Source organism: Nonomuraea sp. NPDC049758 (genome assembly GCF_040674635.1).
Lineage (GTDB): Bacteria > Actinomycetota > Actinomycetes > Streptosporangiales > Streptosporangiaceae > Nonomuraea.
Window position 1 is genome coordinate 135,010 of sequence record NZ_JBFAMZ010000015.1, and the last position, 23,906, is coordinate 158,915.

Annotated in this window: 25 protein-coding genes; 12 read left to right on the forward strand and 13 right to left on the reverse strand. The window is 70.7% G+C overall.

What is annotated here, in order from left to right:
- The first annotated feature begins 84 nt into the window (after nt 1-84).
- Complete coding sequence (locus AB0J46_RS34010; RefSeq protein WP_364338207.1) at nt 85-975, forward strand: L,D-transpeptidase; 891 nt, start codon at nt 85-87, stop codon at nt 973-975.
- A 115-nt stretch (nt 976-1,090) separates the two neighbouring features.
- On the opposite strand, the gene pcrA is transcribed toward AB0J46_RS34010, so the two are convergent.
- Nucleotides 1,091-3,313, reverse strand: coding sequence for a DNA helicase PcrA (pcrA, locus tag AB0J46_RS34015; RefSeq protein WP_364338309.1), 2,223 nt, complete (start codon nt 3,311-3,313; stop codon nt 1,091-1,093).
- Between the two features lie 125 nt (nt 3,314-3,438).
- On the opposite strand from pcrA, the gene AB0J46_RS34020 reads away from it, so the two are divergent.
- Complete coding sequence (locus AB0J46_RS34020) at nt 3,439-4,158, forward strand: PIG-L deacetylase family protein (protein ID WP_364338208.1); 720 nt, start codon at nt 3,439-3,441, stop codon at nt 4,156-4,158.
- A 21-nt stretch (nt 4,159-4,179) separates the two neighbouring features.
- On the opposite strand, the gene AB0J46_RS34025 is transcribed toward AB0J46_RS34020, so the two are convergent.
- From AB0J46_RS34025 to AB0J46_RS34050, 6 genes are all read right to left on the reverse strand, one after another.
- A complete protein-coding gene (locus AB0J46_RS34025; protein ID WP_364338209.1) occupies nt 4,180-4,608 on the reverse strand; it encodes a PIN domain-containing protein in 429 nt (142 codons plus the stop codon).
- Complete coding sequence (locus AB0J46_RS34030) at nt 4,590-4,727, reverse strand: hypothetical protein (RefSeq protein ID WP_364338210.1); 138 nt, start codon at nt 4,725-4,727, stop codon at nt 4,590-4,592. The genes AB0J46_RS34025 and AB0J46_RS34030 overlap by 19 nt, the downstream gene beginning before the upstream one ends.
- 179 nt (nt 4,728-4,906) lie before the next feature.
- Nucleotides 4,907-5,626, reverse strand: a complete 720-nt coding sequence (locus AB0J46_RS34035) for a CPBP family intramembrane glutamic endopeptidase (protein WP_364338211.1) — start codon at nt 5,624-5,626, stop codon at nt 4,907-4,909.
- A gap of 67 nt (nt 5,627-5,693) precedes the next feature.
- On the reverse strand, nt 5,694-5,951 hold the full coding sequence (locus AB0J46_RS34040) for a WhiB family transcriptional regulator (RefSeq protein WP_364338212.1): 258 nt from the start codon (nt 5,949-5,951) through the stop codon (nt 5,694-5,696).
- 66 nt (nt 5,952-6,017) lie between these two features.
- Nucleotides 6,018-6,656, reverse strand: coding sequence for a neutral zinc metallopeptidase (locus tag AB0J46_RS34045; RefSeq protein ID WP_364338213.1), 639 nt, complete (start codon nt 6,654-6,656; stop codon nt 6,018-6,020).
- A gap of 5 nt (nt 6,657-6,661) precedes the next feature.
- Nucleotides 6,662-8,062 (reverse strand): glutamate--cysteine ligase, encoded by a 1,401-nt coding sequence (locus tag AB0J46_RS34050; RefSeq protein ID WP_364338214.1) that lies wholly within the window; start codon nt 8,060-8,062, stop codon nt 6,662-6,664.
- 192 nt (nt 8,063-8,254) lie between these two features.
- Here AB0J46_RS34050 and galE point away from each other — a divergent pair, with 192 nt between their 5' ends.
- Entirely contained in the window at nt 8,255-9,232 is a 978-nt protein-coding gene (gene galE, locus AB0J46_RS34055; RefSeq protein ID WP_364338215.1) for a UDP-glucose 4-epimerase GalE, read from the forward strand.
- A gap of 74 nt (nt 9,233-9,306) precedes the next feature.
- Here galE and AB0J46_RS34060 read toward each other — a convergent pair whose 3' ends face one another.
- From AB0J46_RS34060 to AB0J46_RS34070, 3 genes are read right to left on the reverse strand one after another with little or no spacing between them, the layout of a single operon-like run.
- Entirely contained in the window at nt 9,307-10,191 is an 885-nt protein-coding gene (locus AB0J46_RS34060) for a hypothetical protein (protein WP_364338216.1), read from the reverse strand.
- A 48-nt stretch (nt 10,192-10,239) separates the two neighbouring features.
- The gene (locus tag AB0J46_RS34065; protein ID WP_364338217.1) at nt 10,240-11,010 is read right to left on the reverse strand and encodes a hypothetical protein; all 771 of its coding nucleotides are present in this window, start codon (nt 11,008-11,010) and stop codon (nt 10,240-10,242) included.
- Between the two features lie 20 nt (nt 11,011-11,030).
- A complete protein-coding gene (locus AB0J46_RS34070; protein ID WP_364338218.1) occupies nt 11,031-11,846 on the reverse strand; it encodes a hypothetical protein in 816 nt (271 codons plus the stop codon).
- A gap of 353 nt (nt 11,847-12,199) precedes the next feature.
- Here AB0J46_RS34070 and sucC point away from each other — a divergent pair, with 353 nt between their 5' ends.
- The 3 genes from sucC (at nt 12,200) to AB0J46_RS34085 (ending at nt 16,098) form a co-directional block, all read left to right on the forward strand.
- Nucleotides 12,200-13,381 (forward strand): ADP-forming succinate--CoA ligase subunit beta, encoded by a 1,182-nt coding sequence (sucC, locus tag AB0J46_RS34075; RefSeq protein WP_364338219.1) that lies wholly within the window; start codon nt 12,200-12,202, stop codon nt 13,379-13,381.
- A gap of 3 nt (nt 13,382-13,384) precedes the next feature.
- Complete coding sequence (gene sucD / locus AB0J46_RS34080; RefSeq protein WP_125644468.1) at nt 13,385-14,260, forward strand: succinate--CoA ligase subunit alpha; 876 nt, start codon at nt 13,385-13,387, stop codon at nt 14,258-14,260.
- A gap of 200 nt (nt 14,261-14,460) precedes the next feature.
- Nucleotides 14,461-16,098 carry a DUF6350 family protein gene (locus tag AB0J46_RS34085; RefSeq protein ID WP_364338220.1) on the forward strand — a complete coding sequence of 546 codons (1,638 nt, stop codon included), beginning with the start codon at nt 14,461-14,463 and terminating at the stop codon, nt 16,096-16,098.
- Here the strand turns inward: AB0J46_RS34085 and AB0J46_RS34090 are convergent.
- Nucleotides 16,095-16,514 carry a hypothetical protein gene (locus AB0J46_RS34090; protein WP_352323906.1) on the reverse strand — a complete coding sequence of 140 codons (420 nt, stop codon included), beginning with the start codon at nt 16,512-16,514 and terminating at the stop codon, nt 16,095-16,097. The two genes, AB0J46_RS34085 and AB0J46_RS34090, sit on opposite strands and share 4 nt — an antisense overlap.
- 76 nt (nt 16,515-16,590) lie before the next feature.
- Here AB0J46_RS34090 and purN point away from each other — a divergent pair, with 76 nt between their 5' ends.
- The 3 genes from purN to AB0J46_RS34105 all read left to right on the forward strand — a co-directional run bounded on the left by purN (nt 16,591) and on the right by AB0J46_RS34105 (nt 19,066).
- Complete coding sequence (purN, locus tag AB0J46_RS34095; RefSeq protein ID WP_352366616.1) at nt 16,591-17,220, forward strand: phosphoribosylglycinamide formyltransferase; 630 nt, start codon at nt 16,591-16,593, stop codon at nt 17,218-17,220.
- Complete coding sequence (gene purH / locus AB0J46_RS34100) at nt 17,217-18,761, forward strand: bifunctional phosphoribosylaminoimidazolecarboxamide formyltransferase/IMP cyclohydrolase (RefSeq protein WP_364338221.1); 1,545 nt, start codon at nt 17,217-17,219, stop codon at nt 18,759-18,761. The genes purN and purH overlap by 4 nt, the downstream gene beginning before the upstream one ends.
- Nucleotides 18,762-18,889: 128 nt before the next feature.
- Nucleotides 18,890-19,066, forward strand: coding sequence for a hypothetical protein (locus AB0J46_RS34105; protein WP_364338222.1), 177 nt, complete (start codon nt 18,890-18,892; stop codon nt 19,064-19,066).
- Nucleotides 19,067-19,195: 129 nt separating this feature from the next.
- On the opposite strand, the gene AB0J46_RS34110 is transcribed toward AB0J46_RS34105, so the two are convergent.
- The gene (locus AB0J46_RS34110) at nt 19,196-20,692 is read right to left on the reverse strand and encodes an FAD-dependent oxidoreductase (RefSeq protein WP_364338223.1); all 1,497 of its coding nucleotides are present in this window, start codon (nt 20,690-20,692) and stop codon (nt 19,196-19,198) included.
- Nucleotides 20,693-20,903: 211 nt separating this feature from the next.
- Between AB0J46_RS34110 and AB0J46_RS34115 the strand changes: the two genes are divergently transcribed.
- Together AB0J46_RS34115 and AB0J46_RS34120 are read left to right on the forward strand one after the other, a co-directional pair.
- On the forward strand, nt 20,904-21,530 hold the full coding sequence (locus tag AB0J46_RS34115) for a MarR family transcriptional regulator (protein ID WP_364338224.1): 627 nt from the start codon (nt 20,904-20,906) through the stop codon (nt 21,528-21,530).
- A gap of 116 nt (nt 21,531-21,646) precedes the next feature.
- Nucleotides 21,647-21,793 (forward strand): hypothetical protein, encoded by a 147-nt coding sequence (locus AB0J46_RS34120; RefSeq protein WP_364338225.1) that lies wholly within the window; start codon nt 21,647-21,649, stop codon nt 21,791-21,793.
- Nucleotides 21,794-21,825: 32 nt separating this feature from the next.
- Here the strand turns inward: AB0J46_RS34120 and AB0J46_RS34125 are convergent, their stop codons facing one another.
- A complete protein-coding gene (locus tag AB0J46_RS34125; protein WP_364338226.1) occupies nt 21,826-22,728 on the reverse strand; it encodes an ROK family protein in 903 nt (300 codons plus the stop codon).
- Between the two features lie 271 nt (nt 22,729-22,999).
- Between AB0J46_RS34125 and AB0J46_RS34130 the strand changes: the two genes are divergently transcribed.
- Nucleotides 23,000-23,845, forward strand: a complete 846-nt coding sequence (locus tag AB0J46_RS34130; RefSeq protein ID WP_352329176.1) for a bifunctional methylenetetrahydrofolate dehydrogenase/methenyltetrahydrofolate cyclohydrolase — start codon at nt 23,000-23,002, stop codon at nt 23,843-23,845.
- Nucleotides 23,846-23,906: the final 61 nt, after the last annotated feature.

A 23,906-nucleotide genomic window follows, 5' to 3' on the forward strand; every position in this document is an offset into this window, starting at 1 on the left:
CCAGGAGTAACCCCCTTGAATCGCGTCCCCCGGTTGCTTGCCATGGTCGCACTGGTCTCGGCTGCGGCCTGTTCGGCAGAAGGCGTGCCAGCCTCGCAGCCCCCGGCGGTCCGGACGACCGCCTCCGTGGGCGTCGCCGCGGCTGCCCACGTCGCGGCTCCGGCCAAGAAGGTCAAGCTCGACATCGCCGACATCACGCCCATGGCGGAGACGGCGGAGAAAGTCGGTGTCGGTTTCCCGATCATCGTCACGTTCGACCGGGATGTGAAGGACAAGGCCGCCGTGGAGGCGCTGCTGGAGGTCCAGGCCGACAAACCGGTCGAGGGCGCCTGGCGCTGGGTGTCGCCCCGCAAGGTCATCTACCGGACGAAGACGTACTGGAAGCCGCACCAGAAGGTGCTGTTCACCGCGCGCCTCAGCCAGCTGCCCGGCAACAAGGCCGAGGACGTCACCCGCCGCTTCGCCGTCGGCACCGCGAACATCTCGGTCGTCGACACCCGCAGGCACCAGATGAAGGTCTACCGGGACGGCAAGATCGCCAAGAAGATCGCGATCAGCGCCGGCCGCGGCGGCCTGCTGCGCAACGGCGTGGACGTCTACCTCACCACCAGCGGCGTGCACCTCACCATGGGCAAGAAGTCCGTCGAGACGATGACGTCGTCCTGGATGGGGGTGACCGACCCCAAGGACCCGCGCTACTACAAGGAGGAGATCCCTTGGGCGGTGCGCATCTCCGACAGCGGCGAGTACGTGCACCAGAGCGCCGGCTACTACCAGTACCTCGGCCGCTCCAACCAGAGCCACGGCTGCGTGCGGGCCACCCCGCAGGGCGCCAAGTGGTTCTACGGCATCGCCCAGCGCGGTGACGTCGTCAAGATCACCGGAACCAAGCGCAAGCTCGACTGGCGCAACGGCTGGAGCTACTGGCAGCTCAACTGGACCCAGTGGAAGCAGGGCAGCGCCCTCAAGGCCTGACCCGGAAGCGGAGCGGCAGGGCCACCTCCAAGCGCCCTGCCCCCACCGCCGCAAACCCCACGCCGTCGGGCGCCCGGCCTCCGGCGAGGGGTGGGCGCCCGTTGACCCCCAGGGGTCAGAGCTTCTCCAGGGGGGCGTACGCCAGCAGCAGCGTCTTCTCCCCGTCGGCGCCGAAGTCGATCTTGACCTTGGTCTTCTCCGCCACCCCGTCCACGGCCACCACCGTGCCGAGCCCCCACTTGTCGTGCGTCACCCGATCGCCGGGCGTCAGCGACAGCATCTGCCGCGACCCGCCGCTCCTGGGCGCCGGCCGCGCAGCCGGCTCCCGCCGCGTCGCCGCGCTCCAGGCCGACTTCTCGGGGTCGGTACGCCAGTCGATGAGCTGCCCCGGCACCTCGTTGACGAACCGCGAGGCCGGGTTGAACGACGGCGACCCCCACGAGCTGCGCACCGCCGCCCGCGTGAGGTAGAGCCGCTTCTGCGCCCGGGTGATGCCGACGTAGGCCAGCCGCCGCTCCTCCTCCAGCTCCTTCGGCTCGCCCAGCGACCGGACGTGCGGGAACACGCCGTCCTCCATCGCGGTCAGGAAGACGACCGGGAACTCCAGCCCCTTGGCCGTGTGCAGCGTCATCAGCGTGACGACGCCCTGCCCGCCGTCGGCGTCAGGGATCTGGTCGGCGTCGGCGACCAGCGACACCTGCTCCAGGAACTCCACCAGCGTGCCCTCGGGGTTGGCCTCCTCGAACTCCGAGGCCACCGAGATGAGCTCGTTGAGGTTCTCCAGGCGGGACTCGTCCTGGGGGTCTTCGGAGGCCTCCAGCTCGGCGCGGTAGCCGGTGGCCACCAGGATCTCCTCGGCCAGCGTCGACGGCGGCACGCCCTCGGCCTTGGCGATCAGCTCCTCCAGCATCGCCACGAACTCGCGCACCGCGTTGAGCGAGCGCGTCGCCATGCCGTACGCCTCGTCGGCCCGGCGCAGCGCCTCCCAGAACGAGATGCGCTCGCGCGAGGACAGCGCCTCGATCATGGCCTCGGCCCGCTCGCCGATGCCGCGCTTGGGCACGTTGAGGATGCGCCGCATCGACACGACGTCGGCCGGGTTGGCCAGCACCCGCAGGTAGGCCAGCAGGTCTTTGACCTCCTTGCGCTCGTAGAAGCGCACGCCCCCGACCACCTTGTACGGCAGCCCGGTGCGGATGAAGATCTCCTCGAACACGCGCGAGGCGGCGTTGGTCCGGTAGAACACCGCGACCTCGCTCGGCTTGACGCCCTCCTCGTCGCTGAGCCGGTCGACCTCCTGGGCCACGAACATGGCCTCGTCGTGCTCGTTGTCGGCGACGTAGCCCACGATCTTGGGACCGTCGCCCTGGTCGGACCAGAGGTTCTTCGGCTTGCGGCCCTCGTTGCGCGCGATCACCGCGTTGGCCGCGGCCAGGATGTTCTGGGTGGAGCGGTAGTTCTGCTCCAGCAGGATCGTGCGGGCGTCGGGGTAGTCGCGCTCGAACTCCAGGATGTTGCGGATCGTCGCGCCGCGGAAGGCGTAGATCGACTGGTCGGCGTCGCCCACCACGCACAGCTCGGACATGTCGGCGCCCGGACGCACGACGTCGCCGTCGGCGGTGCGCAGCTCGGGATGGCCCACCAGCTCGCGGATCAGGATGTACTGGGCGTGGTTGGTGTCCTGGTACTCGTCGACCAGCACGTGCCTGAACCGCATCCGGTAGTGCTCGGCCACCTCGGGGAAGAGCTGGAACAACGTCACCGTGTTCATGATGATGTCGTCGAAGTCCATCGCGCCGGCCTCGGTCAGCTTGAGCTGATAGGCCTTGTACGCCTGCGCGAGCGTCTTCTCCAGGTGCGAGCCCGCCCTGTCGAGCGCGGTCTCGTAGTCGACCAGCTCGTTCTTGAAGTTGCTGACCTGCGCCGAGAACGAACGCGGCGGGTAGCGCTTCGGGTCGAGCTCCATCTCCCTGCAGACCATCGCCATCAGCCGCTGGGAGTCGGCCTGGTCGTAGATCGAGAAGCTGGACGGGAAGCCCAGCCGCTTGGCCTCGCGCCGCAGGATGCGCATGCAGGCGCTGTGGAACGTCATCACCCACATCGCCTTGGAACGCGGCCCGACGAGCTTGTCGATGCGCTCCTTCATCTCGCGGGCGGCCTTGTTGGTGAAGGTGATGGCCAGGATCTCGCCCGGATGCGCGTTGCGCTCGGCCAGCAGGTAGGCGATGCGGTGGGTGAGCACCCGCGTCTTCCCCGACCCCGCCCCCGCCACGATGAGCAGCGGACTGCCATGATGGATCACGGCCTCGCGCTGCTGGGGGTTGAGGCCGTCGAGCAAGGGGTGGTCAACAGAGACTTGGGTCGGCACCCACCTAGGTTAAGACGCGCCACCGACAAACGGCGCCCGGAATGCCTCCGACGGGGTGCCGGTTGTCCTCCGTACAGGGTCCAGGAAGGGAAGCCATGCTGCCGGAAGCCGAGATCAACCGGGTACTTGTCGTGACCGCGCATCCCGACGACGTCGACTTCGCGGCGGCGGGAAGCATTGCGCTGTTCGTGGAGCGGGGCGTGGAGGTCACGTACCTGCTCGTCACCGACGGTGACGCCGGCGGCAACGAGCGCACCCTCGACAACTCCGGCATGGCCGAGCTCCGCAGGACCGAGCAGTTGGCCGCGGCCAAGGCCGTCGGCGTGACGGACGTGCGCTTCCTCGGCTACTCCGACGGCCGGGTGGTGCCCTCGCTCGACCTCCGGCGCGACATCGCCCGGGTGATCCGCCAGGTACGCCCCGACCTGGTCATCACCCACCACCCCGACCGCAACTACCAGTTCGTCGCCCCCAGCCACCCCGACCACCGGGCCGTGGGCGGGGCCGCGCTCGACGCGGTCTACCCCGACGCCCGCAACCCCTACGCCTTCCCCGAGCTGCTGCGCGAGGAGGGCCTGGAGGCGTGGACTGTCAGGGAGGTCTGGCTGAACGGCGGCCCGACCCCCAACCACTGGGTGGACGTCACCGCGGTCATGGACCGCAAGCTCGCGGCCTTGCAGTCGCACGTCAGCCAGGTCGCCCACGTCGAGGGCTTCGTCGACTTCGTCCGTGGCCGCTTCGCCGCGTGGGCCGAGCAGGCCGGCTTCGGCGAGGGCCACTACGCGGAGGGCTTCCAGGTCGTGCCCACGGCCTGACCCGGTCGTTCCGCTCCCGGCTCAGGGGATCGAGCCCGGCGGCACCACCCAGAGCGCGGGCTGCCCGGTGACCTCGGAGATGATGTCGAAGGCCCGGTCGTAGTGCAGGATCGTCGCCTGATGCACCTCGGCACAGGCGGCGATCAGCAGGTCGCTCGGCCCGATGCCACGGTGGTGAGAGATCCCGATCAGCTGCCTCTGCACCTCGACGGCCCGCGACTGCACCTCCTGGTTCAGAGGCAGGCTGACGCACTGGCGCTGCGCACGCAGGATGCGCCGGTAATGGGGGAGATCACAGGCGCTGCGGAGCACCTCCAGATCGATGACGGCGCAGGTCGCGACGACCTGCGCCACATAGAGCGGGTGAAGGGCCCTGGCGACCGCCTCGCTCGTCCGGATGCGGGTGAGGGCGCTCTTGTCGAGGAGGTACGTCAGTCCTGTGGTCGCCACACATGCCGCGTGATCTCCCGGTCCGGGAGATCCGGGCTTCCCTCGGTACGCCAGAACTCGAATGCCTCGATTGCGCCGGCCCTCTCCTGGTCCCTGTCGACGTCGATCAGCGTACGCATGCAGCACCACCTCCGTACCTCCACCGCATATCAGGACTTCTGACCTTGAAAGACGCATTCAGGGAGCCGGTGAGAGCTCCCGCGATGCGTGTCTCGGGTGAAGGTAAAGGCAGCGAGGCGAACTTCCTGGACCGTTCCAGGGACGTGAGGAAGGATTCTCATCTTCTGAGGTGGAAATCTCATCCCCCGCCGGAGGAAGTCTTCCCCCGGCCGTCGCGCCCAGCCTTCGCCGAGATCCTCGCGAAGAGGTAGCCGAGCGAGTTGGTCGCCAGGTGCAGCATCGACGGCGCCAGCAGCCCGCCGCGCCGCCGGAGCTCGCAGAAGAGCACCCCCGCCGCCGCCGTGGACACCACGCTGCCCGCCACCACTCGCGCGACGTCGAGACGGGCGGGCGACTCGCCCGCGGTCAGCGCGCCGAGCGCCGGGTTCGCGCGGGCCATGTCGATCGCCGGGAGGATGTGCCAGAGGCCGAACAGGGCCGAGGAGACCGCCGTGGCGGCGGCCGGGCCGTGCCGGCGGGCCAGCATGCCGTGCAGCGCGCCGCGGAACCCGACCTCCTCCAGCAGGACCGTGCCCAGGGGGACCTGGAGCAGGGCCTCCTCCAGGGCGCGGGCGCGCGAGAGCGACAGGGCGCGCTCGTCGTGGAAGAGCGGTCTGGTGCGGGGCACGGCGATGCCCACGGTGTAGACGGCGGCCACCGCCGCCGCCAGCGCGCCGCCGACGGCCGCTCCGCGGGACGCCTTCTCGAACCCCAGCTCACGCCACGACACTCCGTGCCCGCGTGCCATGGCCACGAGCGCGGCGGTGGCGGCGGCGGAGGTCAGGGGGGCGAGCCTGGGAGCGATCTTGTTGTTGAGGACGTTGGCGGCGGTGAGGACGGCGATCGAGCGCAACAGCACCCTTGCAGGCTACGTCGCACCACAGAACGTCGGCGTCCGGTGGGGGCGGGGTGGGCGGTGGGTGGGGTCAGGAGGCGGCGGAGTCGCGCCAGCCGGCGGGGAAGCGGGTGCGGCGGCGTTCCTGGGGGGTGAGGCCACCCCAGATGCCTTCCGTCTCGCCTTCGCGTAAGGCGTAGGAGCGGCACTCGTCGATGACCGGGCAGCGGGCGCAGACCGCCTTCGCGCGGGCCTCCTGCAACGGTGAGGGCGCGAGCGGGAAGAAGAGGTCAGGGTCGCTGGACCTGCACGCGCCTCTGCGCAGCCAGCCGATCTCCTCCAGTGGCATGCCTCCACCGTAGAGGCAGGTCATGATCAGACACATCATCCTCTGGGTTGACCCGCGCGTACACCCTCAGCAGGCGCCCACGCCGTCCTCGTAGCCGCCGGCGAAGGAGGACTGGCGTTGCTCGGCGGTGCCGTGGGCGGCGGGGTCCAGCCAGTCGTCCGTGGGGTCGCCGGCGGCCTCCAGGCTGGTCATGAGCTCGTCCTCGTCACCGGGCTGGGCGCGCAGGGAGCCTGAGCCGACCAGGGCCGCCAACGTCCCGCCGGCGTAGCAGTCGGCCTGCAGCTCGGCCTGGACGTTCAGCTCGAAACCGGTCCTGAGCTGGGCCTGGACGGCGTGCCCGAACTCGTGCGGAATGATCACGTACACCGAGCCGTCGCCCATGTCGTTCCACAGGGACTCCATCCAGGCCTGGTCATAGGCGATGAAATGGCCCTCGGGGCAGTAGAAGGCGTTGTTCGGCACGGACGGCTCGCCCCCGCAGGAAGGCCCCGAACTCCCGGAGTAAGGGATGAAGTCGGCGATAGGCCGATATCTCATCCCCTGCTGGTCGAAGAACTCCGTCCAGAACGACTCGGTGAGCGTGCGTGCGGCCCGGATGTCGTCCTCGAACGTGTCGGCCCCCTGGACGTCCCTGGACGCGGGCCGGGTGAGGCCGCAGCCAGCCAGCAGCAGGACGAGGGCGAGGACGAGAAGGCGAGGTCGCACGAGGTTCACACGTCCCAAGTGTGCACCGGATCGTTGCCGTGCATGCGGTCGATGTAGTCCAACGTCATGGCGCGTAACGCCTCGTGGCGGTCGCCGCCCTGCGCGCGCACCCGATCGACCTGCCACGTCGCGCCCGTGCGGCCGGTCAGGCAGCGTCCCTCGATGATGCCGAGCAGCCGGTCGGCGACCGGCGTGTGCACCCCCCACGCGGCCAGGCCCTCGCGCGCCATGGGCAGCAGCCGGCGCAGGATCAGCTCGGCCGCCGGCACCTCGCCCAACCCCGGCCAGTACAGCCGGGCGTCCAGGCCGTGCCGGGCCGCGGCGGCGAGGTTGTCCTCGGCGGTGCGGAAGGACATCTGGCTCCAGATCGGCCGCTCGGCCGACGGGAGCACGCGCATCAGGCCGTAGTAGAACGCGGCGTTCGCGGCGATGTCGGCGACCGTCGGCCCGGCGGGCAGGACGCGGTTCTCCACGCGCAGGTGCGGCACGCCGTCCACGACCGCGTAGACGGGCCGGTTCCAGCGGTAGATCGTGCCGTTGTGCAGGGTCAGCTCGTGCAGCTGGGGGATGCGTCCCTGGTCCAGCTCGGCCCGCGGGTCCTCCTCCTCGCACAGAGGCAGCAGCGCCGGGTAATAGCTGACGTTCTCCTCGAACAGGTCGAAGACGCTGGTGATCCAGCGCTCCCCGAACCACACCCGCGGCCGCACGCCCTGCGTCTTCAGCTCGGCCGGACGCGTGTCGGTGGCCTGCTCGAACAGCGCGATCCTGGTCTCGCGGTGCAGCTCCTTGCCGAACAGGTAGGGAGAGTTGGCCGCGACGGCGACCTGGGGGCCCGCGATGACCTGGGCGGCGTTCCAGTGCGGCGCGAACGCCTCCGGGCTCACCTGGAGGTGGAGCTGGACGCTGGTGCACGCGGCCTCGGGCGCGACGCTGTCGGCGTGGGTGTCGAGGCGTTCCACGCCCTCGATGCACAGGTGCAGGTCCTCGCCGCGGGCGGCGAAGATCTGCTCGTTGAGCAGGCGGTAGCGGGGGTTGGCCGACAGGGTGCCCTCGCTGATGTCCTGCTCGCGCAGCGTGGGCAGGATGCCGACCAGCACCAGGTGCCCGTCCTGGGAGCGGGCGCGCTCCTCGGCGTGGTTGAGCCGCCTTCGTACGTCCGCCTCCAGGTGGAGCGGGCCGTCGCCGGTCAGCTCCCGGGGCTCGACGTTGATCTCGATGTTGAACTGGCCCAGCTCGGTGGCCCAGTCCGGCTGCTCGATCGCGGCCAGTACCTGGGCGTTGCGCATGGCGGCCTCGCCACGGGCGTCCACGATGTTGAGCTCGATCTCCAGGCCGGCGCGGGGGCGTTCGAACTCGAAGCGGGACTCGCGCAACATCTGGGCGAAGACGTCGAGACATCGACGCACCTTTTCCCGATATTTCCGGCGATCGTCCCGGCTGAACACGACGACTGGCACGTCCCTGCCCATACCAGGAAATGTCGCACGGCTAGGCCGACATGACCAGCCGGAGATCGACACGATGTCTCCGCGGGCCGGACCACACGAAGATCATCAAGACGGCGCACGACCCCCCTGACATCCCCGTAGGGTTCGGGCATGCGCGTATTGATTACCGGTGGGGCGGGCTACATCGGCAGCACGATCGGGTCGGCGTGCCTCGACGCCGGCATCGAGCCCGTGATCCTCGACAGCCTCGTGACGGGCCGCAGGGAGTTCGCCGACGGACGGGTCTTCTACGAGGGCGACATCGGCGACGGCGCCCTCGTCGACAAGATCTTCGCCGAGCACCCCGACATCGAGGCCGTCGTCCACTGCGCGGCCCTGATCGTCGTGCCCGACTCCGTCGCGGACCCGGTCGGCTACTACCGCGCGAACGTCGCCAAGAGCCTGGAGTTCACCGACCACCTGCTGCGCAATGGCTGCGAGCGGATGATCTTCAGCTCGTCCGCGTCGATCTACCAGGCCGGCGCGGACCACACCGTGGACGAGAGCTCGCCGCTCGCCCCGCAGAGCCCGTACGCGCGGACCAAGGCGGTCTGCGAGGCCATGTTCGCCGACATCGCCGCCACCCGGCCGATCCGCATCCTGTCGCTGCGCTACTTCAACCCGATCGGCGCCGACCCGGCGATGCGCACGGGCCTGCAACTGCGCCGTCCGAGCCACGCCCTGGGCAAGATGATCGAGGCGTACGAGGACGGCGTGCCGTTCGCGATCACCGGCACCGACTACCCGACGAGCGACGGCACGGGCATCCGCGACTACGTCCACGTCTGGGACCTGGCCGCCGCGCACGTGGCGGCGCTGCGCCGGTTCGACTCCCTGGACGCCGACGTGATCAACCTCGGCACCGGCGCGGGCACGACGGTCCGCGAGCTGGCCGAGGCGTTCAACCGGGTCGTCGACCGGCCGATCGACGTGGTCGAGGCGCCCGCCCGGCCCGGTGACGTGGCGGGGGCGTACACGCGCAGCGACCGGGCGCGGCGGCTGCTCGGCTGGGAGACCGGGTTCACCGTCGAGGAGGGCATCAGGCACTCGCTGGAGTGGGCCGCCCTGCGCGACTCCCGCCTCGCCTGACCCGCGCCCGGCGGGCGCGGGCCGGGCACCGCGCCCGTCCCGCCAAGCGGCGACGGGACAGGCGCGGGCGGGTGCTACTTGGCGACGCTGACGCCGAACGGCAGGTCGAGGGAGGAGATGTCGTCCTTGCCGTTCTCGAACTCGCTGGAGACGTCCTCAGCCGTCGGAGCCTTGATCGACACGGCGCCGCCCCAGCCGGTGAAGCGGGTGTCGACCCGCACGCCGTCCTTCTTGGAGCCCGAGCCGGTGATCGCGGCCTGCGGGAACGTGGCCACCAGGCGCACCGGCAGGCCGGCCGCGTTGAGCGTGAGCTTCCAGCTGATGACGCTCTTCAGCGCCTTGGCCGTGGGACGCGGGTCGATCGCGGTCGCCCGATACCAGGGCGAGACCTTCCGCAGGTCGCGGACGGTGATCGTGCCGGCGTAGCCGCCGCTCACCGGCTTGGCGGTCTTGAGCAGGGTCTTGAGCGTGGCCTGCTCGGCGACGTTCACCGGCTGGCCGAACGTGCCGGAGATGCCGCCCGTCGGGCCGTGCGGGGCCTTGAACCAGGTCTCGCCCTCGGGCAGGACCGTGCTCCATAGGCCGCCGGACAGGTACGACGTCGTGCCGATCCGGATCGTGCGCTCGGGCGTGGCGAGGGCCTTGAGCTCCTCCGGCGCCTCGTCGCCCAGGTCGGACACGTTGAGGGCGAACTTGCCCGTGATGTCCGAGGCGGCGACGCCCGACTTGCTGAACTGGAAGGTTCCCGTGCGCCGGATGAAGATCTCGCTGCGCGTGCCGTCGGTGATGCTGATGCGCTCGCTGAACTTCACCCCCTTGCCGGGGACGAGCTGCTTCTTCACGGCGGCCACGGGGTTCTTGGGCGCGGCCGCCTGGGCCGGCGTCGCGAGCAGCGCGGGGGTGGCGGCCACCAGGGCGGTGGCCGTCGCCAGCGCGACGCCGGTGAGGGTTCGCTTCATGTGCGGTTGTGTCCTTGGTTCGAGGGGGATTGTCGACAGCTCGGCGGCTCAGTCGAACAGGCCGAGCGAGCTGGTGGAACCATCGGGGATGGCCTGGCGGAGCTTCTCGGCTCTCGCCCGCTTCTCGGCCATCAGGTCCTTGTAGGTGATGACCTCGTCCACCGGAGGGGCCTTGACGCTGACCTTCGCGCCCCAGCCCGAGAGCCGGGTCTCGACGACGCTCCGCGAGCCCGGCGTGAGGCTCTGGCCGGTGACGACGCGGTCGGGCAGCGCCTGGGCGTTCAGGCCCAGCCGGTAGTGGAAGCCTTCGTACGCGCCGGCCCCGCGCGCCTGCGCGAGGGTCAGCGCGCCCTGGCGGAGGCCGTCCTTGACGCCGGCGGCATGCGAGACCAGGGCCTTGACCGTCCTGGGCGCCAGCACGTCGACCGGCTGGGCCGAGGTGATCACCTTGCCCTTGAGGTGCTCCATGAGCACCCACGTCCTGCCCATGGGCAGGTCATCGGCCAGGTCGGCCGCCTGCACGTAGACCTTGCCGCCGACGCTGATCCAGCGTTGCCGGCTGTCGTCCTGGCCGATCGTCCTGAACACGACGTCGGCCGCGACGGGCCCGGACGCGCCGAACTCCACGGAGCCGGCCATGCGGGTGACCTCGCCGTCGCGCGGACGCTTCGACTCGGTCCGCGCGGTCTCGGAGATCGTCACCCCGTGGCCCGGGACGAACTGCCGCTTCAGGGCGGTGACGGGGTCCACGGCCGCCTGTGCGGGGACGGCCGGGACGAGTGCCGCGGCCGTCACCGCGGCCGCGAGCAATCGCTTCATGATTGTCCTTAGGAGGGGGGCTACCTGATGCTGCCCAGGGAGTTGAGGGAGCCGTCCGGGATGTCCTGCGGAACGGCGCTGTCGTCGGCGAGGTCGGCGATGTCGGCCACCTGGTCGGCCGGCGGGGCCTTGACCTTGACCTTGGCGCCCCAGCCGGTGAAGCGGGTCTCGGTCGTGCTGTGGCTGGCGCCGAGGACCCCGAAGTCGAGGGTCCAGTCGCTGACGACCCTGGTGACCAGGCCCTTGGAGTTCACGGCGAGCAGGTACGAGACCTTGACCTTGGCGATCTTCTTTTCGACGCTCTGGCCGTAGATCTTGCCGAGTTCCTTCACCGTGACCGAGCCGCGGTAGGTCCCGCCCTTGGTGCTCGCGGCGTGGGAGACGAGCATCTTCAGCACCTTGGGCTCGAAGACGTCCAGCATCTGGTTGGAGGTGCTCATCCGCAGGCCGGTGTCGGGGTAGCGGACCCACTTCTTGCCCTCGGGCAGACCCTCGCTGTAAAGGCCGCCCTGCGCATATACGTGCTTGCCCACGGTGATGGTCCGCGACGGCATCAGCGACGCGTACAGGTCGGCGTTCTTGCCGGTGCTGCGATTGCGTACGTCCGAGGCGACGATTCCGGACCTGCCGAACTCCAGAACGCCGGACGTCTTCATGGTTCCGGTGCTCTTGCCGTCCATCGAGGAGCGGGACGTCTCGGTGAACCGTACGCCGTGTCCGGCGACGTACTGCTTCTTCAGCGCCTTCGCCGGATCCGCGGGCGCGGCCTGGGCCGGGGTCGCGGTCACGAGCGCCGCTGCGGAGGCCAGGGCCAGGCCCGCGATAATTCGCTTCATCCGATTCCTTCAGATCAAGAATGAGGGGAGCAGGAATCCTGCCAATTGAAGATCACGACCATATATCGACAGACACCGCATAAGGCAGCGAATTGGTGCACCTTCGGTGCAGAGGAGGACATGGTGAAGTGAGATCACCGTCACATAGCGGAAGAACCGTGCCCCGATGACCTGTGCAGGTCAAGCTTGGGGCTAGGCTTCACTGGCGGAAACGCCCGGCACGCACCCCTGAGCGTAGGAGCTCGCCGTGAGAGAGCGAGGCACGAAGCCGACACGAGCGGCGAGCGGACGCGACCGTCAGCGCAGTTGCCCGGGCCGTCGAACATCAGTCGGATAAGCAAGGACGGACCCTCGTGGACCTGTTCGAACATCAGGCGAAGGAGCTCTTCGCTGACTACGGCATCCCGGTGCCACGCGGCATCGTCGCCAACACCGTGGAGGAGGTGCGGGCGGCGGCTGAGGAGCTGACCGGCCGCGTTGTCGTCAAGGCCCAGGTCAAGACCGGTGGTCGTGGCAAGGCCGGCGGCGTGAAGGTGGCCGACGACGCCGCCGACGCCGTCGAGAAGGCCACCGCCATCCTCGGCATGGACATCAAGGGCCACACGGTCCACAAGGTGCTCGTGGAGGAGGCCAGCGCGATCGCGGAGGAGTACTACTTCTCCTTCCTGCTCGACCGCGCCAACCGTACCTTCCTCGCGATCTGCTCCGCCGCCGGCGGCATGGACATCGAAGAGGTCGCCCACAGCACGCCCGAGAAGGTCGCCAAGGTGCCGGTCTCGGCCCTCGACGGCATCGACCGCGCCAAGGCCCGCGAGATCGCGGTGGCCGGCGGGCTGCCCGAGAAGTCGCTCGACGGCGCCGCCGAGCTCATCGAGAAGCTGTGGTGCTGCTTCGTCGACGAGGACGCCACGCTGGTCGAGGTCAACCCGATGATCCTGTCGGCCGACGGCCAGGTGAAGGCCCTCGACGGCAAGGTCACCCTCGACGAGAACGCCGGCTTCCGCCAGGCCGACCACGAGGCGCTGGCCGACAAGGCCGCCGAGGACCCTCTGGAGGCCAAGGCCAAGGAGAAGGACCTCAACTACGTCAAGCTCGACGGCAACGTCGGCATCATCGGCAACGGCGCGGGCCTGGTCATGTCCACCCTCGACGTGGTGGCCTACGCGGGCGAGGCGTTCCCCGGCAAGCCGTCCCCGGCGAACTTCCTCGACATCGGCGGCGGCGCCTCGGCCGAGGTCATGGCCGCAGGCCTGGAGATCATCCTCTCCGACCCGAGCGTCAAGTCGATCTTCGTGAACGTCTTCGGCGGCATCACCGCCTGCGACGCCGTGGCCAACGGCATCGTCTCGGCGTTCAAGCTGCTGGAGAGCCGCGGCGAGGCCGTGACGCACCCGCTGGTGGTCCGCCTCGACGGCAACAACGCCCAGCTCGGGCGGCAGATCCTGGCCGACGCCGCGCTCCCGCGGGTCGAGCTGGTTGACACGATGGACGACGCGGCCAAGCGGGCCGCCGAGCTCGCTGCGGTAGGTGCGTGAGTCATGGCTATCTGGCTGACCGAGAACAGCAAGATCATTGTTCAGGGCATGACCGGCGGTGAGGGCACCAAGCACACCCGCCGCATGCTCGCCTCCGGCGCGAAGGTCGTCGGCGGCGTCAACGCCCGCAAGGCGGGCATCACGCACGAGGGCCTGCCCGTGTTCGGCACGGTGAAGGAGGCCATGGAGCAGACCGGCGCCGACGTGTCGGTCGTCTTCGTGCCGCCGGCCCACACCAAGGCCGCCGTCAAGGAGGCCGTCGACGCCGAGATCCCGCTCTGCGTCGTGATCACCGAGGGCATCCCGGTCCACGACTCGACCGAGTTCTGGGCGTACGCGGTGGCCAAGGGCAACAAGACCCGCATCATCGGGCCCAACTGCCCCGGCATCGCCTCGCCCGGCGCGTCCAACGCCGGCATCATCCCCGCCGACATCACCACCGCCGGCCGCATCGGCCTGGTCTCGAAGTCCGGCACGCTGACCTACCAGCTCATGTACGAGCTGCGCGACTTCGGTTTCTCGACCGCGGTCGGCATCGGCGGCGACCCGGTCATCGGCACCACGCACATCGACGCGCTCCAGGCCTTCCAGGACGACCCCGACACCGACGCGATCGTGATGATCGGTGAGATCGGCGGCGACGCCGAGGAGCGTGCCGCGGCCTACATCGAGCAGCACGTCACCAAGCCGGTCGTGGCCTACGTCGCGGGCTTCACCGCCCCCGAGGGCAAGACGATGGGCCACGCCGGCGCCATCGTCTCCGGCTCGGCCGGCACCGCCCAGGCCAAGAAGGAGGCCCTGGAGAAGGTCGGCGTCCGCGTCGGCAAGACCCCCTCCGAGACGGCCCGCCTGATGCGCGAGATCATGCAGTCCCGCTAGTCACGCTGGAAAAGCCCCGCCTGGCCGCCGCCATGCGGGGCTTTTCCATGCCGCCGGGCGTCCCAGGGCCCGTCGGGCGGCGCGTAAAGGGCTGGGAAAGGGCGCGAGGCGGCGTTCGCGGGGGTCTCACGGCGACAAAGTGGACCCGCTGCGGCGCGTCAACCAAGCGATGGTTGGGAAAGATTGAGAAAATCACATCTGTGACGGCCATTCTCGACCAGTTGCGTACCGCCCCCAAGTCGGTGCTCGGCAAGCTCCCCGGGGTCTCGACCGACGACGACGAGACGAGGCGGCCGCTACCCGTGTCGGGCATGCTCGCCGCCGCCTGCACGCTCGGCGTCGGCCTGGCCGTGCTCACCACGCTCACCCTCGTCGGCTGGATCGCCGCGCCGCGCGGCACGCTCGGCGCGGGCCTGCCCGGCGTGTTCCGCGCCGCGGCGCAGCTCTGGCTGGCCGCGCACCACGCGGGGTTCGCGATGCCCGGCGGCCGGGTCGGGCTGCTGCCCCTCGGGCTGATGGTGCTGCCCGCCTTCCTGCTCTACCGCGCCGGCCGATGGATGGCCCGCGACGCCGACCTGCGGCTGCGCCTGCCCGCCCGGCTGCCCAAGAACAGCCCGCGCGAGCAGGCCAACGCCCGCCGCCGCGCGCAGCTCGTGCTGGTCGGCCAGGCCGGCGTCTCGCTGGCGGCCCCCTACGCGCTGCTGGCCGGGCTGATCGCGCTGGTGGCGAGCAACGAGATCACCCAGCCGTTCATCGGCGAGGCGCTGCTCAGCCACTTCGTGCTGGCCTTCCTGGCGGGCTCGCTGGCCACCGCGCGCATGATCGGCCCGTGGCGGATCATGCTCAAGCTGCTGCCCGAGCGGCTGCGTGCGGTCACGGTCGGCACGGCGGTCGCCACCACGTCCCTGCTGGCGTCCGGGCTGGGGCTGGTGCTGGTCGCGGTCGTGCTGAACTTCGGCCAGGTCAGGGACCTGTCGAACGTGCTCGCGCCCGGCTTCGTCGGCGGCGTGCTGCTGTTGCTGCTCCAGCTCCTCTACCTGCTCAACGCCGTGATCTGGGCCTCCTCCTACATCGCCGGCCCCGGCTTCGCCATCGGCGCGGACACGCTGGTCGCCCCGACCGGCGTCGAGCTCGGCACGGTGCCGAGCCTGCCGCTGCTGGGCGCGCTGCCCGAGAGCGGGCCCGTGCCCGCGTGGATGATGGCGGTGATCGCGCTGCCGTTCGCGGCGGGCGCGGTGGCGGGCGTGTTCGTGGCCCGGATCTCACCCTCGCATTCGTACGAGGCCGCCCCCCTGTGGGGCTTCTTGACCGGCGTCTCCACCGGCCTGGTCGCCGGCCTGCTGGCCGCGCTGTCCGGCGGGCCCATCGGCGGCGGCCGGCTGGCGGCGATCGGCCCGTCCCCCTGGGAGGTGGCCCTGTCGGTGGCCCTGGAGGTGGGCGTGGCGGCCGGCATCTCGGCGGGCGTGGCCAACCTGCTGCTGCTCAACAAGAAGGCCCGCGCGCCGCTCGACAAGGCCGCCGCCCCGGTCCGCAAGGCGGGGGCGGCCATCGCCAAGGCGGCCAGCAAGGTGGGCCTGGCCGAGTCCGACCCGCGCCCGCTGCCCGGCCACTGGATGGACGCCACCGAGGCCGACACCCAGGAGATCCCGGTCATCAGGGACGACTGGCAGGACGAGCACGCCTCCGCCGAGGCCGAGACCCTGGCCCAGGCCCGCCCCCGCCCGGCCGAGCCCTCGGACGGCCCGGCCCGCCCGCCGCGCAAGGACATCGTGGACGAGTCCGACGACCGCGGCGGTCACGTCATCTACGTCGACCCCTACGCCTGGGACCGCGACTAGGACTGCATCGCCCCGAGCAGCTGGAGGACGTCGGGCGGCAGCTTGCGCTGCGCGGCGTCCCTGAACTGGGTGAAGCACTCGCCCTGGGCCGAGACCGTGCCCGCGCCCTTCATGCACTCCTGGTAGGCGGAGTACTCGTCCATCAGGTAGAGCTGCATCCCCGTGGCCATCGCCGACAGGGCCAGCGCGATGGAGGAGATGGTGATGCCGCCGACGGCCGTGCCGGTGGGCTTGTGGGCGCTGCGCAGCCGCGGCAGCGCGCGGATGCCCGACATGAGCGCGAACAGGGCCATGACCAGGCCGGCGAGCGGCAGCATGAACGTCATGGCCAGCGCCGCGATGGACAACCAGATCGCACGGCGACCCGCTGAATCGGCGGGCTGCTGACCCGCCGGTGCCTGCACCGGTGTCGACACCTGACCTCCTCTGCGTCGCCGGGCGAGGAACAGATACCCTGTCAGCCCCACCCTGTTTCCATTCTTTGGAGTGTGCGTGTCAAAGGCTGGGCGGCTCGTCGTCCTCGTCTCCGGCTCTGGAACCAACCTACAGGCCCTGCTGGACGCTTCCGCCGACCCGTCGTACGGTGCGCGCGTGGTGGCGGTGGGCGCGGATCGGGACGGCATAGAGGGCCTGGCCAGGGCCACCAGGGCAAATGTCCCGACATTTGTTGAAAAACTGGGCGATCATGCGACTCGGGCGGACTGGGATGCCGCTCTCGCCGCCAGGATCGCATCGTACGAGCCCGACCTGGTGGTGTCGGCGGGCTTCATGAAGATTTTGGGTGCGCCCACGCTCGACGCGTTCCCCGTGCTCAACACCCATCCGGCGCTGCTGCCGTCCTTCCCCGGCGCCCACGGCGTGCGCGACGCGCTGGCCCACGGGGTGAAGGTGACCGGCTGCACCGTGATGCTGGCCGACGCGGGGATCGACACGGGCCCGATCGTCGCCCAGGAGGCGGTGCCCGTGCTGCCGGACGACGACGAGCCGGTCCTGCACGAGCGCATCAAGACCGTCGAGCGCCGCCTGCTCGTCGACATCGTCGGCCGGATGGCCCGGGAGGGCTGGACGGTCAGCGGACGCACCGTCCGCATCGGCAACCAATCAGGAGGGGAAAGCACGTGACTCGCATCGCCATCCGGCGCGCGCTGATCGCTGTCTACGACAAGTCCGGGCTCGAAGAGCTGGCCAGGGCACTCGACGGCGCCGGCGTGGAGATCGTGTCGACAGGCGGCACGGCCGCCGCGATCGCGTCCCACGGGATCCCGGTGACCAAGGTGGAGCAGCTCACCGGCTTCCCCGAGTGCCTCGACGGCCGGGTCAAGACGCTGCACCCGCGCGTGCACGCCGGCCTGCTGGCCGACCTCACCAAGCCCAGCCACGTGGCCCAGCTCGACGAGCTGGAGATCGACCCGTTCCAGCTCGTGGTGGTCAACCTCTACCCGTTCCAGCAGACGGTGGCCTCCGGCGCCTCCGACGAGGAGTGCGTCGAGCAGATCGACATCGGCGGCCCCGCGATGATCAGGGGCGCCGCCAAGAACCACGCCACCTGCGCGGTCGTGGTCGACCCCGCCGCCTACGGCGACGTGCTCACCGCCCTGGACGAGGGCGGCTTCACGCTGCACGAGCGCCGCCGCCTGGCCGGTGTCGCCTACGCCCACACCGCCGCCTACGACGTGGCCGTGGCCAACTGGTTCGCGGGGCCGTACGCGGGCGGGGAGGAGGAGTTCCCCGAGTTCACCGGCGTCGCGTACGAGCGCAAGGCGACCCTGCGCTACGGCGAGAACCCGCACCAGCGCGCCGCCCTCTACACCGCCGGCTCCGGCGGCCTGGCCAACGCCGAGCAGCTGCACGGCAAGGAGATGTCCTACAACAACTACCTCGACTCCGACGCGGCCTGGCGGGCGGCCTGGGACTTCGCCGAGCCGTGCGTGGCCGTCATCAAGCACCAGAACCCGTGCGGCATCGCCGTCGGCGCCGACGTGGCCGAGGCCCACCGCAAGGCCCACGCCTGCGACCCCGTCTCGGCCTACGGCGGCGTGATCGCGGTCAACCGCGAGGTCACCGTCGAGCTGGCCCGGCAGATCGCCGACGTGTTCACCGAGGTCGTCGTGGCCCCCGGCTTCAGCGCGGAGGCGCTGGAGGTGCTGCGGGCCAAGAAGAGCCTGCGCCTGCTGCGCTGCCCGGAGGGGCCGTCCCAGCCGCTGGAGTTCCGTCGCGTCGACGGCGGCCTGCTGCTGCAGGCGGTCGACCGGATCGACGCCGCCGGCGACGACCCGTCGGCGTGGGAGCTCAAGACCGGCGCGGCCGCCTCGCCCGAGCTGCTGGCCGACCTGGCCTTCGCCTGGCGCGCCTCGCGGTCGGTGAAGTCGAACGCGATCCTGCTGGCCGCCGGCGGCGCCACGGTGGGCGTGGGCATGGGCCAGGTCAACCGGGTCGACTCCTGCCGCCTCGCGGTGAGCCGGGCGGGGGAGCGGGCGGCCGGCTCGGTCGCCGCCTCCGACGCGTTCTTCCCGTTCCCCGACGGGCCGCAGGTGCTGATCGAGGCCGGGGTCAAGGCGATCGTGGAGCCGGGCGGCTCGATCCGGGACCAGGAGGTGATCGACGCCTGTGAGCAGGCGGGCGTCACCCTCTACTTCACCGGCACCCGCCACTTCTTCCACTGATCACCGGTTCATCGGATAAAGGGCAACAAGAGATCACTTGTTGCCCTTTATCCGTTTTGGCGGCGAGCATCGGCACTCCCCGGTTACCCTGATTGCCGCCCTGCTGTGCTGATTCCCCCGGAGTTTCCATGCTCGACGTGACCCTGCATGCCTTCGTGACCATGAACGGCTTCTCGACCAGCCCGTTCGTCCTGCTGGTCCTCGCCTTCATCGGTGCGTACCTCGGCAGCCGGGTCGTCGAGCTCATCCCGTACACCCGCCGGATCATCGAGCGCCGCGAGGCCCGCTTCGCCGAGCGCGACTAGCCGCCGGTTCCCAGATCCGCTGACGGACGCCTCGGCGCGCCGGCGGGCCATGGTCAGGCCGATGCCGCTGCCGTACGAGCGAGATCGTGAAGCCTCCGTGAAGCACTCGTTCCGGCCCCGGGAGACGCGTCACCGCACGGGACGGACGCCGACGCCGTCGAGGTAGGTCTCGATCGCGCCGAGTTCGGCGGTGCCCACCACGGCCGCGACATATCCGTCCGGCCGGATGAGCGCCCACTGCTCGGGCGACAGCCCGTACGCGCTCCGGACATGGCCTCCGGTGTCGAGGATGTCGTCGCCGATGACGTGGATGCGCAGGCCCCTGCGCGGTTCTGGGACCGCGGCGTCGCCGGGCTCGTAGCCGAGCAGGGTCCAGTGCGGTCCCTGGAACAGGCTGAACAACCGCGTGGCCACCCCGCCCGCGCCGGTGACGGGGGCGTCGGGCGCGCGGTCGCCGGCCGCCACGCCCTTGTAGGGCTCCAGGCCGGTCAGCGACAGCGACGAGTCCGGGTAGCCGACATCGAGCTGGGTCACCTCGCGACCCCGGCGCATCTCGCGGTTCCTGGCCGCTTCGAGCAGCTTCTCGGACAGTCCGAGGACCGCCTCGGCGACCGGCCGGCGCTCCTCCTCGTAGGTCGCCAGCAATGACTCCGGCGCGCCGTCGAGCACGGCGGCGAGCTTCCAGCCGAGGTTGTAGGCGTCCTGGATGCTCGTGTTCAGGCCCTGCCCGCCGGTCGGCGGATGGCAGTGCGCGGCGTCCCCGGCCAGGAGCACGCGCCCACGCCGGTAGGCGTCGGCCAGCCGGGCCTGCATCGTGAACACCGATGCCCAGGACACCTCGCGGATCACGATGTCGTCCTGGCCGCCGCGCTCGTGGAGCAGGGCGGTGAGCCCTTCGGCCGAGAGGTCGACGTCCACGTCGAGGGGGACCGGGGCCATGTACTGGAACATGCCGGTGCCGTGGAGCGGGCACAGCGAGACGCTGCGCTCGGGCTGCTCGTTGCCCCAGCGGTGCCAGACGCGCGACGAGGCGCCGTCGGCCCGCACGTCGGCCACGAGCGCCCGCACGTCAAGGGACTTCCCGCGGAACCCGATGCCGAGGGCCTTGCGGACGAAGCTCGATCCGCCGTCGGCGCCGACCAGGTAGGCGGCTCGCACGGTCCGCTCCCCGCCGGAGGTGGCCATCCGCGCGGTCACGCCGTCGGGGTCCTGGTCGAAGCCGACGAGCTCGCAGCCGTACTCCGGGGCGTGGCCGAGTTCGGCCAGCCGCTCCCGCAGCCGGCGCTCGGTGCGGAACTGCGGAACGAGCAGCGGGATCTGGTACGGCTCGGCGGGCGTCGGCTCCGGCAGGATCCCGGCGTGCTTGTCGACCGGTCCGTCTGGGGTGTAGGTGCGCAAGGGAGGATATTCGCCTCCCGAGGCGACGATCCGGTCGACCACGCCGAGGTCCTCGAACACCTCCTCGGTGCGCGGCTGGATGCCCTTGCCGCGTGAGCCGATGAACGGATGCGGCGCCTTGTCGATCAACCGGAACGCGATGTTCCTGCGGGCGAGATCGATGGCGAGGGTCAATCCCGCCGCGCCGGAACCACAGATGATCACGTCAAGGTCTGCGCTGCGTGCCACGGTTCACTCTCCGTCGGTGGCGGCCGGGCAGGTCGTGCCGCCCGGCGCAAATTTATGTGTATTAAGCACGGAGTATGATTCGTGACCAGAGCGGTCGTCAAGCCGCCGTCCACGGTCTACGCGGCTCCCCGGTCGTCGAGAATATCGCTTTGAGCTGCTGTATTGCGCATGAAGACATCCCTGCTCCCAGTGTTGTGATCATGCTGTCGCGATGCTTGGAAATTATGTGTATTCTGAGCGCATCTTCGCGTACTCGCCGTGCGAAGGCGGCGTCTCCGCAGGTTCGCCGGAGGCTGCCGGTATTCTTGGCAGCTCCCCGTCCGCAAGGGCACGTAAGGCATCGGTGGCGAGCATGGCTTCCCAACACCGCCGGCACATCACGTTCCGGCGCCTGCACGAATCGCTCGTCGACCTGATCGCGCTCATGAACCTGCCGCAACGCGACGAGGTCCTCATGGCCGAAGCGGGCATCGATCTCGACCGCGCGTTGTTCAAACTGATCGTCGGAATCCGGCGGTTCGGGCCGATCGGCGTGGTCGAACTCGCCGAACGGGCCGGACGCGACCACACCACCGTCAGCCGGCAGGTGGCCAAACTCGCCGAGCTCGGCCTGATCGAGCGGCGTCCGAACCCGGCGGACCGGCGGGTCAAGGAAGCCGTGATCACCAGCGCGGGGCGTCGCGTGACGGACGCGCTTGAGGAGGCCCGGCAGAGGCTCGTCGACTCCGCGTTCGCCGAATGGAGCGACCGGGACCTCGTTCAGTTCGAGCAACTGATGCGCAGGTGCGTCGACGACATGCTCGCCATGTCCGCGGCCGACAAGGAAGAGAGCGGCTAGGGCGTCGAAGCCGGCGGGCCGTCCCCGGCCATCGCCTGCTGCACCAGGCTGTCGACCGGCTCGGCGACGACGGGCCTGCCGAGCGCGATCGCCGGCTCGCCGACGAGTTCGCGCAGGTGGACGTCAACCTCACCGAGATCACCCTGCTGCCCACCACGCAGGCCGTCCGACGCGACCTCCTGCCCGGCCTCGGCCGGCGCGACAGGGTGGACGCGGAGGGGCGGCGGCGCTCCAGCTCGGCGAACCAGCGCTCAACCTGGTAGAGCCGGCGGCCGGACCGCCACTCGCGGCCGGCTCACCGGCCCGACAGGCGCCAGGCCAGCCGGGCGGCCCCGGCCAGGCCCGCGCGCACGCCCAGCGTGGTCGGCCGCACCCGGACCGCCCGGACGAACGCCAGCCCCGCCACGTCGTCGAGCGCCCGCTCCAGCGGGCCGAACAACACCGCGCCGGCCGCCGACACGCCGCCGCCGATGACCACGGTGTCGAGCTCGACCGCGGCCGCCGTGGAGGCGATCAGGCCGGCCAGCGCCCGGGCGCCGCGCTCGAAGGCCGAAAGCGCCACCGGATGCCCGGCGGACGCGTCGGCGGCCAGCGCCCTGGCGTCGCGGTCGCCGGTGGGCGCCCAGCCGTTCTCCAGGGCCCAGCGGGCCAGGTTGGGGCCGCTGGAGTAGCGCTCGACGCAGCCCCGGCCGCCGCACTCGCAGCGCTCGCCGCCGGGATCGACGCTCATGTGGCCGACGTGCCCCGCGTTGCCCGCCGGGCCCAGCAGCGGGGCGCCGCCGATCACCAGGCCGCCGCCGATGCCGGTGGACACGACGACGCCGAGCAGCGACGTGCTGCCCTGCCCGGCGCCCAGCCAGTGTTCGCCGAGCGCCATGCACTGGGCGTCGCCGGCCAGCACCACGGGCAGGCCGGTCAGCCGGCGCAGCTCGTCGCGCAGCGGGAAGCCGCGCCAGCTCGGCATGTTCACCGGGCTCACCGTGCCCGTGGTGAGGTCGAGCGGGCCCGCGCAGCCCACGCCGACGGCGTGCGGTGCCGGGCCCCCGCCGGTCACCTCCGCGACGAGGGCTGCCAGGGCGGACATGACGTCGGCGCGCGGCGTGGGCCGCGCGGCGGAGCGCAGCAGGGAGCCGGCCTCGTCGACCAGCGCGGCGGCGAGCTTGGTGCCGCCGATGTCGACGGCGAGTACGCAGGTCATCCGGGTATGGGGTGGCCGGGCCGGCGGAGGCCGCCGAGGCGTGGCAGGGAGAAGCGGGCGCGCAAGGGGAACCTCCGTGGAGCATGGCGTCGGCGCCCGACACGGGCATCGTGTCGGCGCCCGACACGATATGCCCTTCCTTGATCGATGACAACGATGTCATCGTTCCCCTGTGGACAACGGACGCCGCCTGCCTCCCATCTGTGGAAAAACTGTGGACGGGCGCGCGGCCGGTGCCGGGAAGCCGAGCAGTCATGGAAGGATTGACGGCATGAGCGCAGTGAAACTCGATGGCAAGGCGACAGCCGCCAGGATCAAGGCAGACCTCGCGACCCGGGTGGCCGCGCTCAAGGACCGCGGCATCACGCCCGGCCTGGGCACCGTCCTGGTGGGCGACGACCCGGGCAGCCAGATCTACGTCGCGGGCAAGCACCGCGACTGCGCCGAGGTCGGCATCGCCTCCATCCGCGTCGACCTCCCGGCCACCGCCACCCAGAAGGACGTCGAGGCGGCCGTCGACGAGCTCAACGCGTCCCCGGCCTGCACCGGCTACATCGTCCAGCTCCCGCTGCCCAAGCAGATCGACACGATGGCGCTGCTGGAGCGCATGGACCCGGCCAAAGACGCCGACGGCCTCCACCCGGTCAACCTCGGCCGCCTCGTCCACATGGTCGACGCGCCCCTGCCCTGCACGCCCCACGGCATCGTGCTGCTGCTCCAGGAGTACGACGTGCCCATCAAGGGCGCCGACGTCGTCGTGGTGGGCCGCGGCATCACCGTCGGCCGCTCGCTCGGCCTGCTGCTGACCCGCCGCAGCGAGAACGCCACGGTGACCCTCTGCCACACCGGCACCCAGGACCTGGCCGCCCACGTGCGCCGCGCCGACATCGTCGTGGCCGCGGCCGGCGTGCCCGAGCTCATCACGCGGGACATGGTCAAGCCCGGCGCGGCCGTCCTCGACGTGGGCGTCTCCCGGGTCCACGGCAAGATCGCCGGTGACGTGGCCCCCGACGTCGAGGAGGTCGCCGGCTTCCTCACGCCCAACCCGGGCGGGGTCGGGCCGATGACCCGCGCGCTGCTGCTGTCCAACGTCGTGGAGGCGGCCGAGCGTTCCTGAGTGATCGGGGGATGAAGCCCTGATGGGGGGAATGGGAAGAAGAGCCAGCCCTACCCCCATC

What these genes read in the sequence shown, in the direction of transcription:
- AB0J46_RS34125 (WP_364338226.1), bottom strand. Translation starts at nt 22,728, where the DNA reads ATGACCTGCGTACTCGCCGTCGACATCGGCGGCACCAAGCTCGCCGCC.
- AB0J46_RS34030 (WP_364338210.1), bottom strand. Translation starts at nt 4,727, where the DNA reads ATGCGTACGCTGATCGACGTCGACAGGGACCAGGAGAGGGCCGGCGCA.
- AB0J46_RS34020 (WP_364338208.1), top strand. Translation starts at nt 3,439, where the DNA reads ATGCTGCCGGAAGCCGAGATCAACCGGGTACTTGTCGTGACCGCGCAT.
- AB0J46_RS34130 (WP_352329176.1), top strand. Translation starts at nt 23,000, where the DNA reads ATGAGCGCAGTGAAACTCGATGGCAAGGCGACAGCCGCCAGGATCAAG.
- sucD (WP_125644468.1), top strand. Translation starts at nt 13,385, where the DNA reads ATGGCTATCTGGCTGACCGAGAACAGCAAGATCATTGTTCAGGGCATG.
- galE (WP_364338215.1), top strand. Translation starts at nt 8,255, where the DNA reads ATGCGCGTATTGATTACCGGTGGGGCGGGCTACATCGGCAGCACGATC.
- AB0J46_RS34060 (WP_364338216.1), bottom strand. Translation starts at nt 10,191, where the DNA reads ATGAAGCGAACCCTCACCGGCGTCGCGCTGGCGACGGCCACCGCCCTG.
- AB0J46_RS34040 (WP_364338212.1), bottom strand. Translation starts at nt 5,951, where the DNA reads ATGCCACTGGAGGAGATCGGCTGGCTGCGCAGAGGCGCGTGCAGGTCC.
- AB0J46_RS34115 (WP_364338224.1), top strand. Translation starts at nt 20,904, where the DNA reads ATGCTTGGAAATTATGTGTATTCTGAGCGCATCTTCGCGTACTCGCCG.
- AB0J46_RS34105 (WP_364338222.1), top strand. Translation starts at nt 18,890, where the DNA reads ATGCTCGACGTGACCCTGCATGCCTTCGTGACCATGAACGGCTTCTCG.
- AB0J46_RS34065 (WP_364338217.1), bottom strand. Translation starts at nt 11,010, where the DNA reads ATGAAGCGATTGCTCGCGGCCGCGGTGACGGCCGCGGCACTCGTCCCG.
- AB0J46_RS34070 (WP_364338218.1), bottom strand. Translation starts at nt 11,846, where the DNA reads ATGAAGCGAATTATCGCGGGCCTGGCCCTGGCCTCCGCAGCGGCGCTC.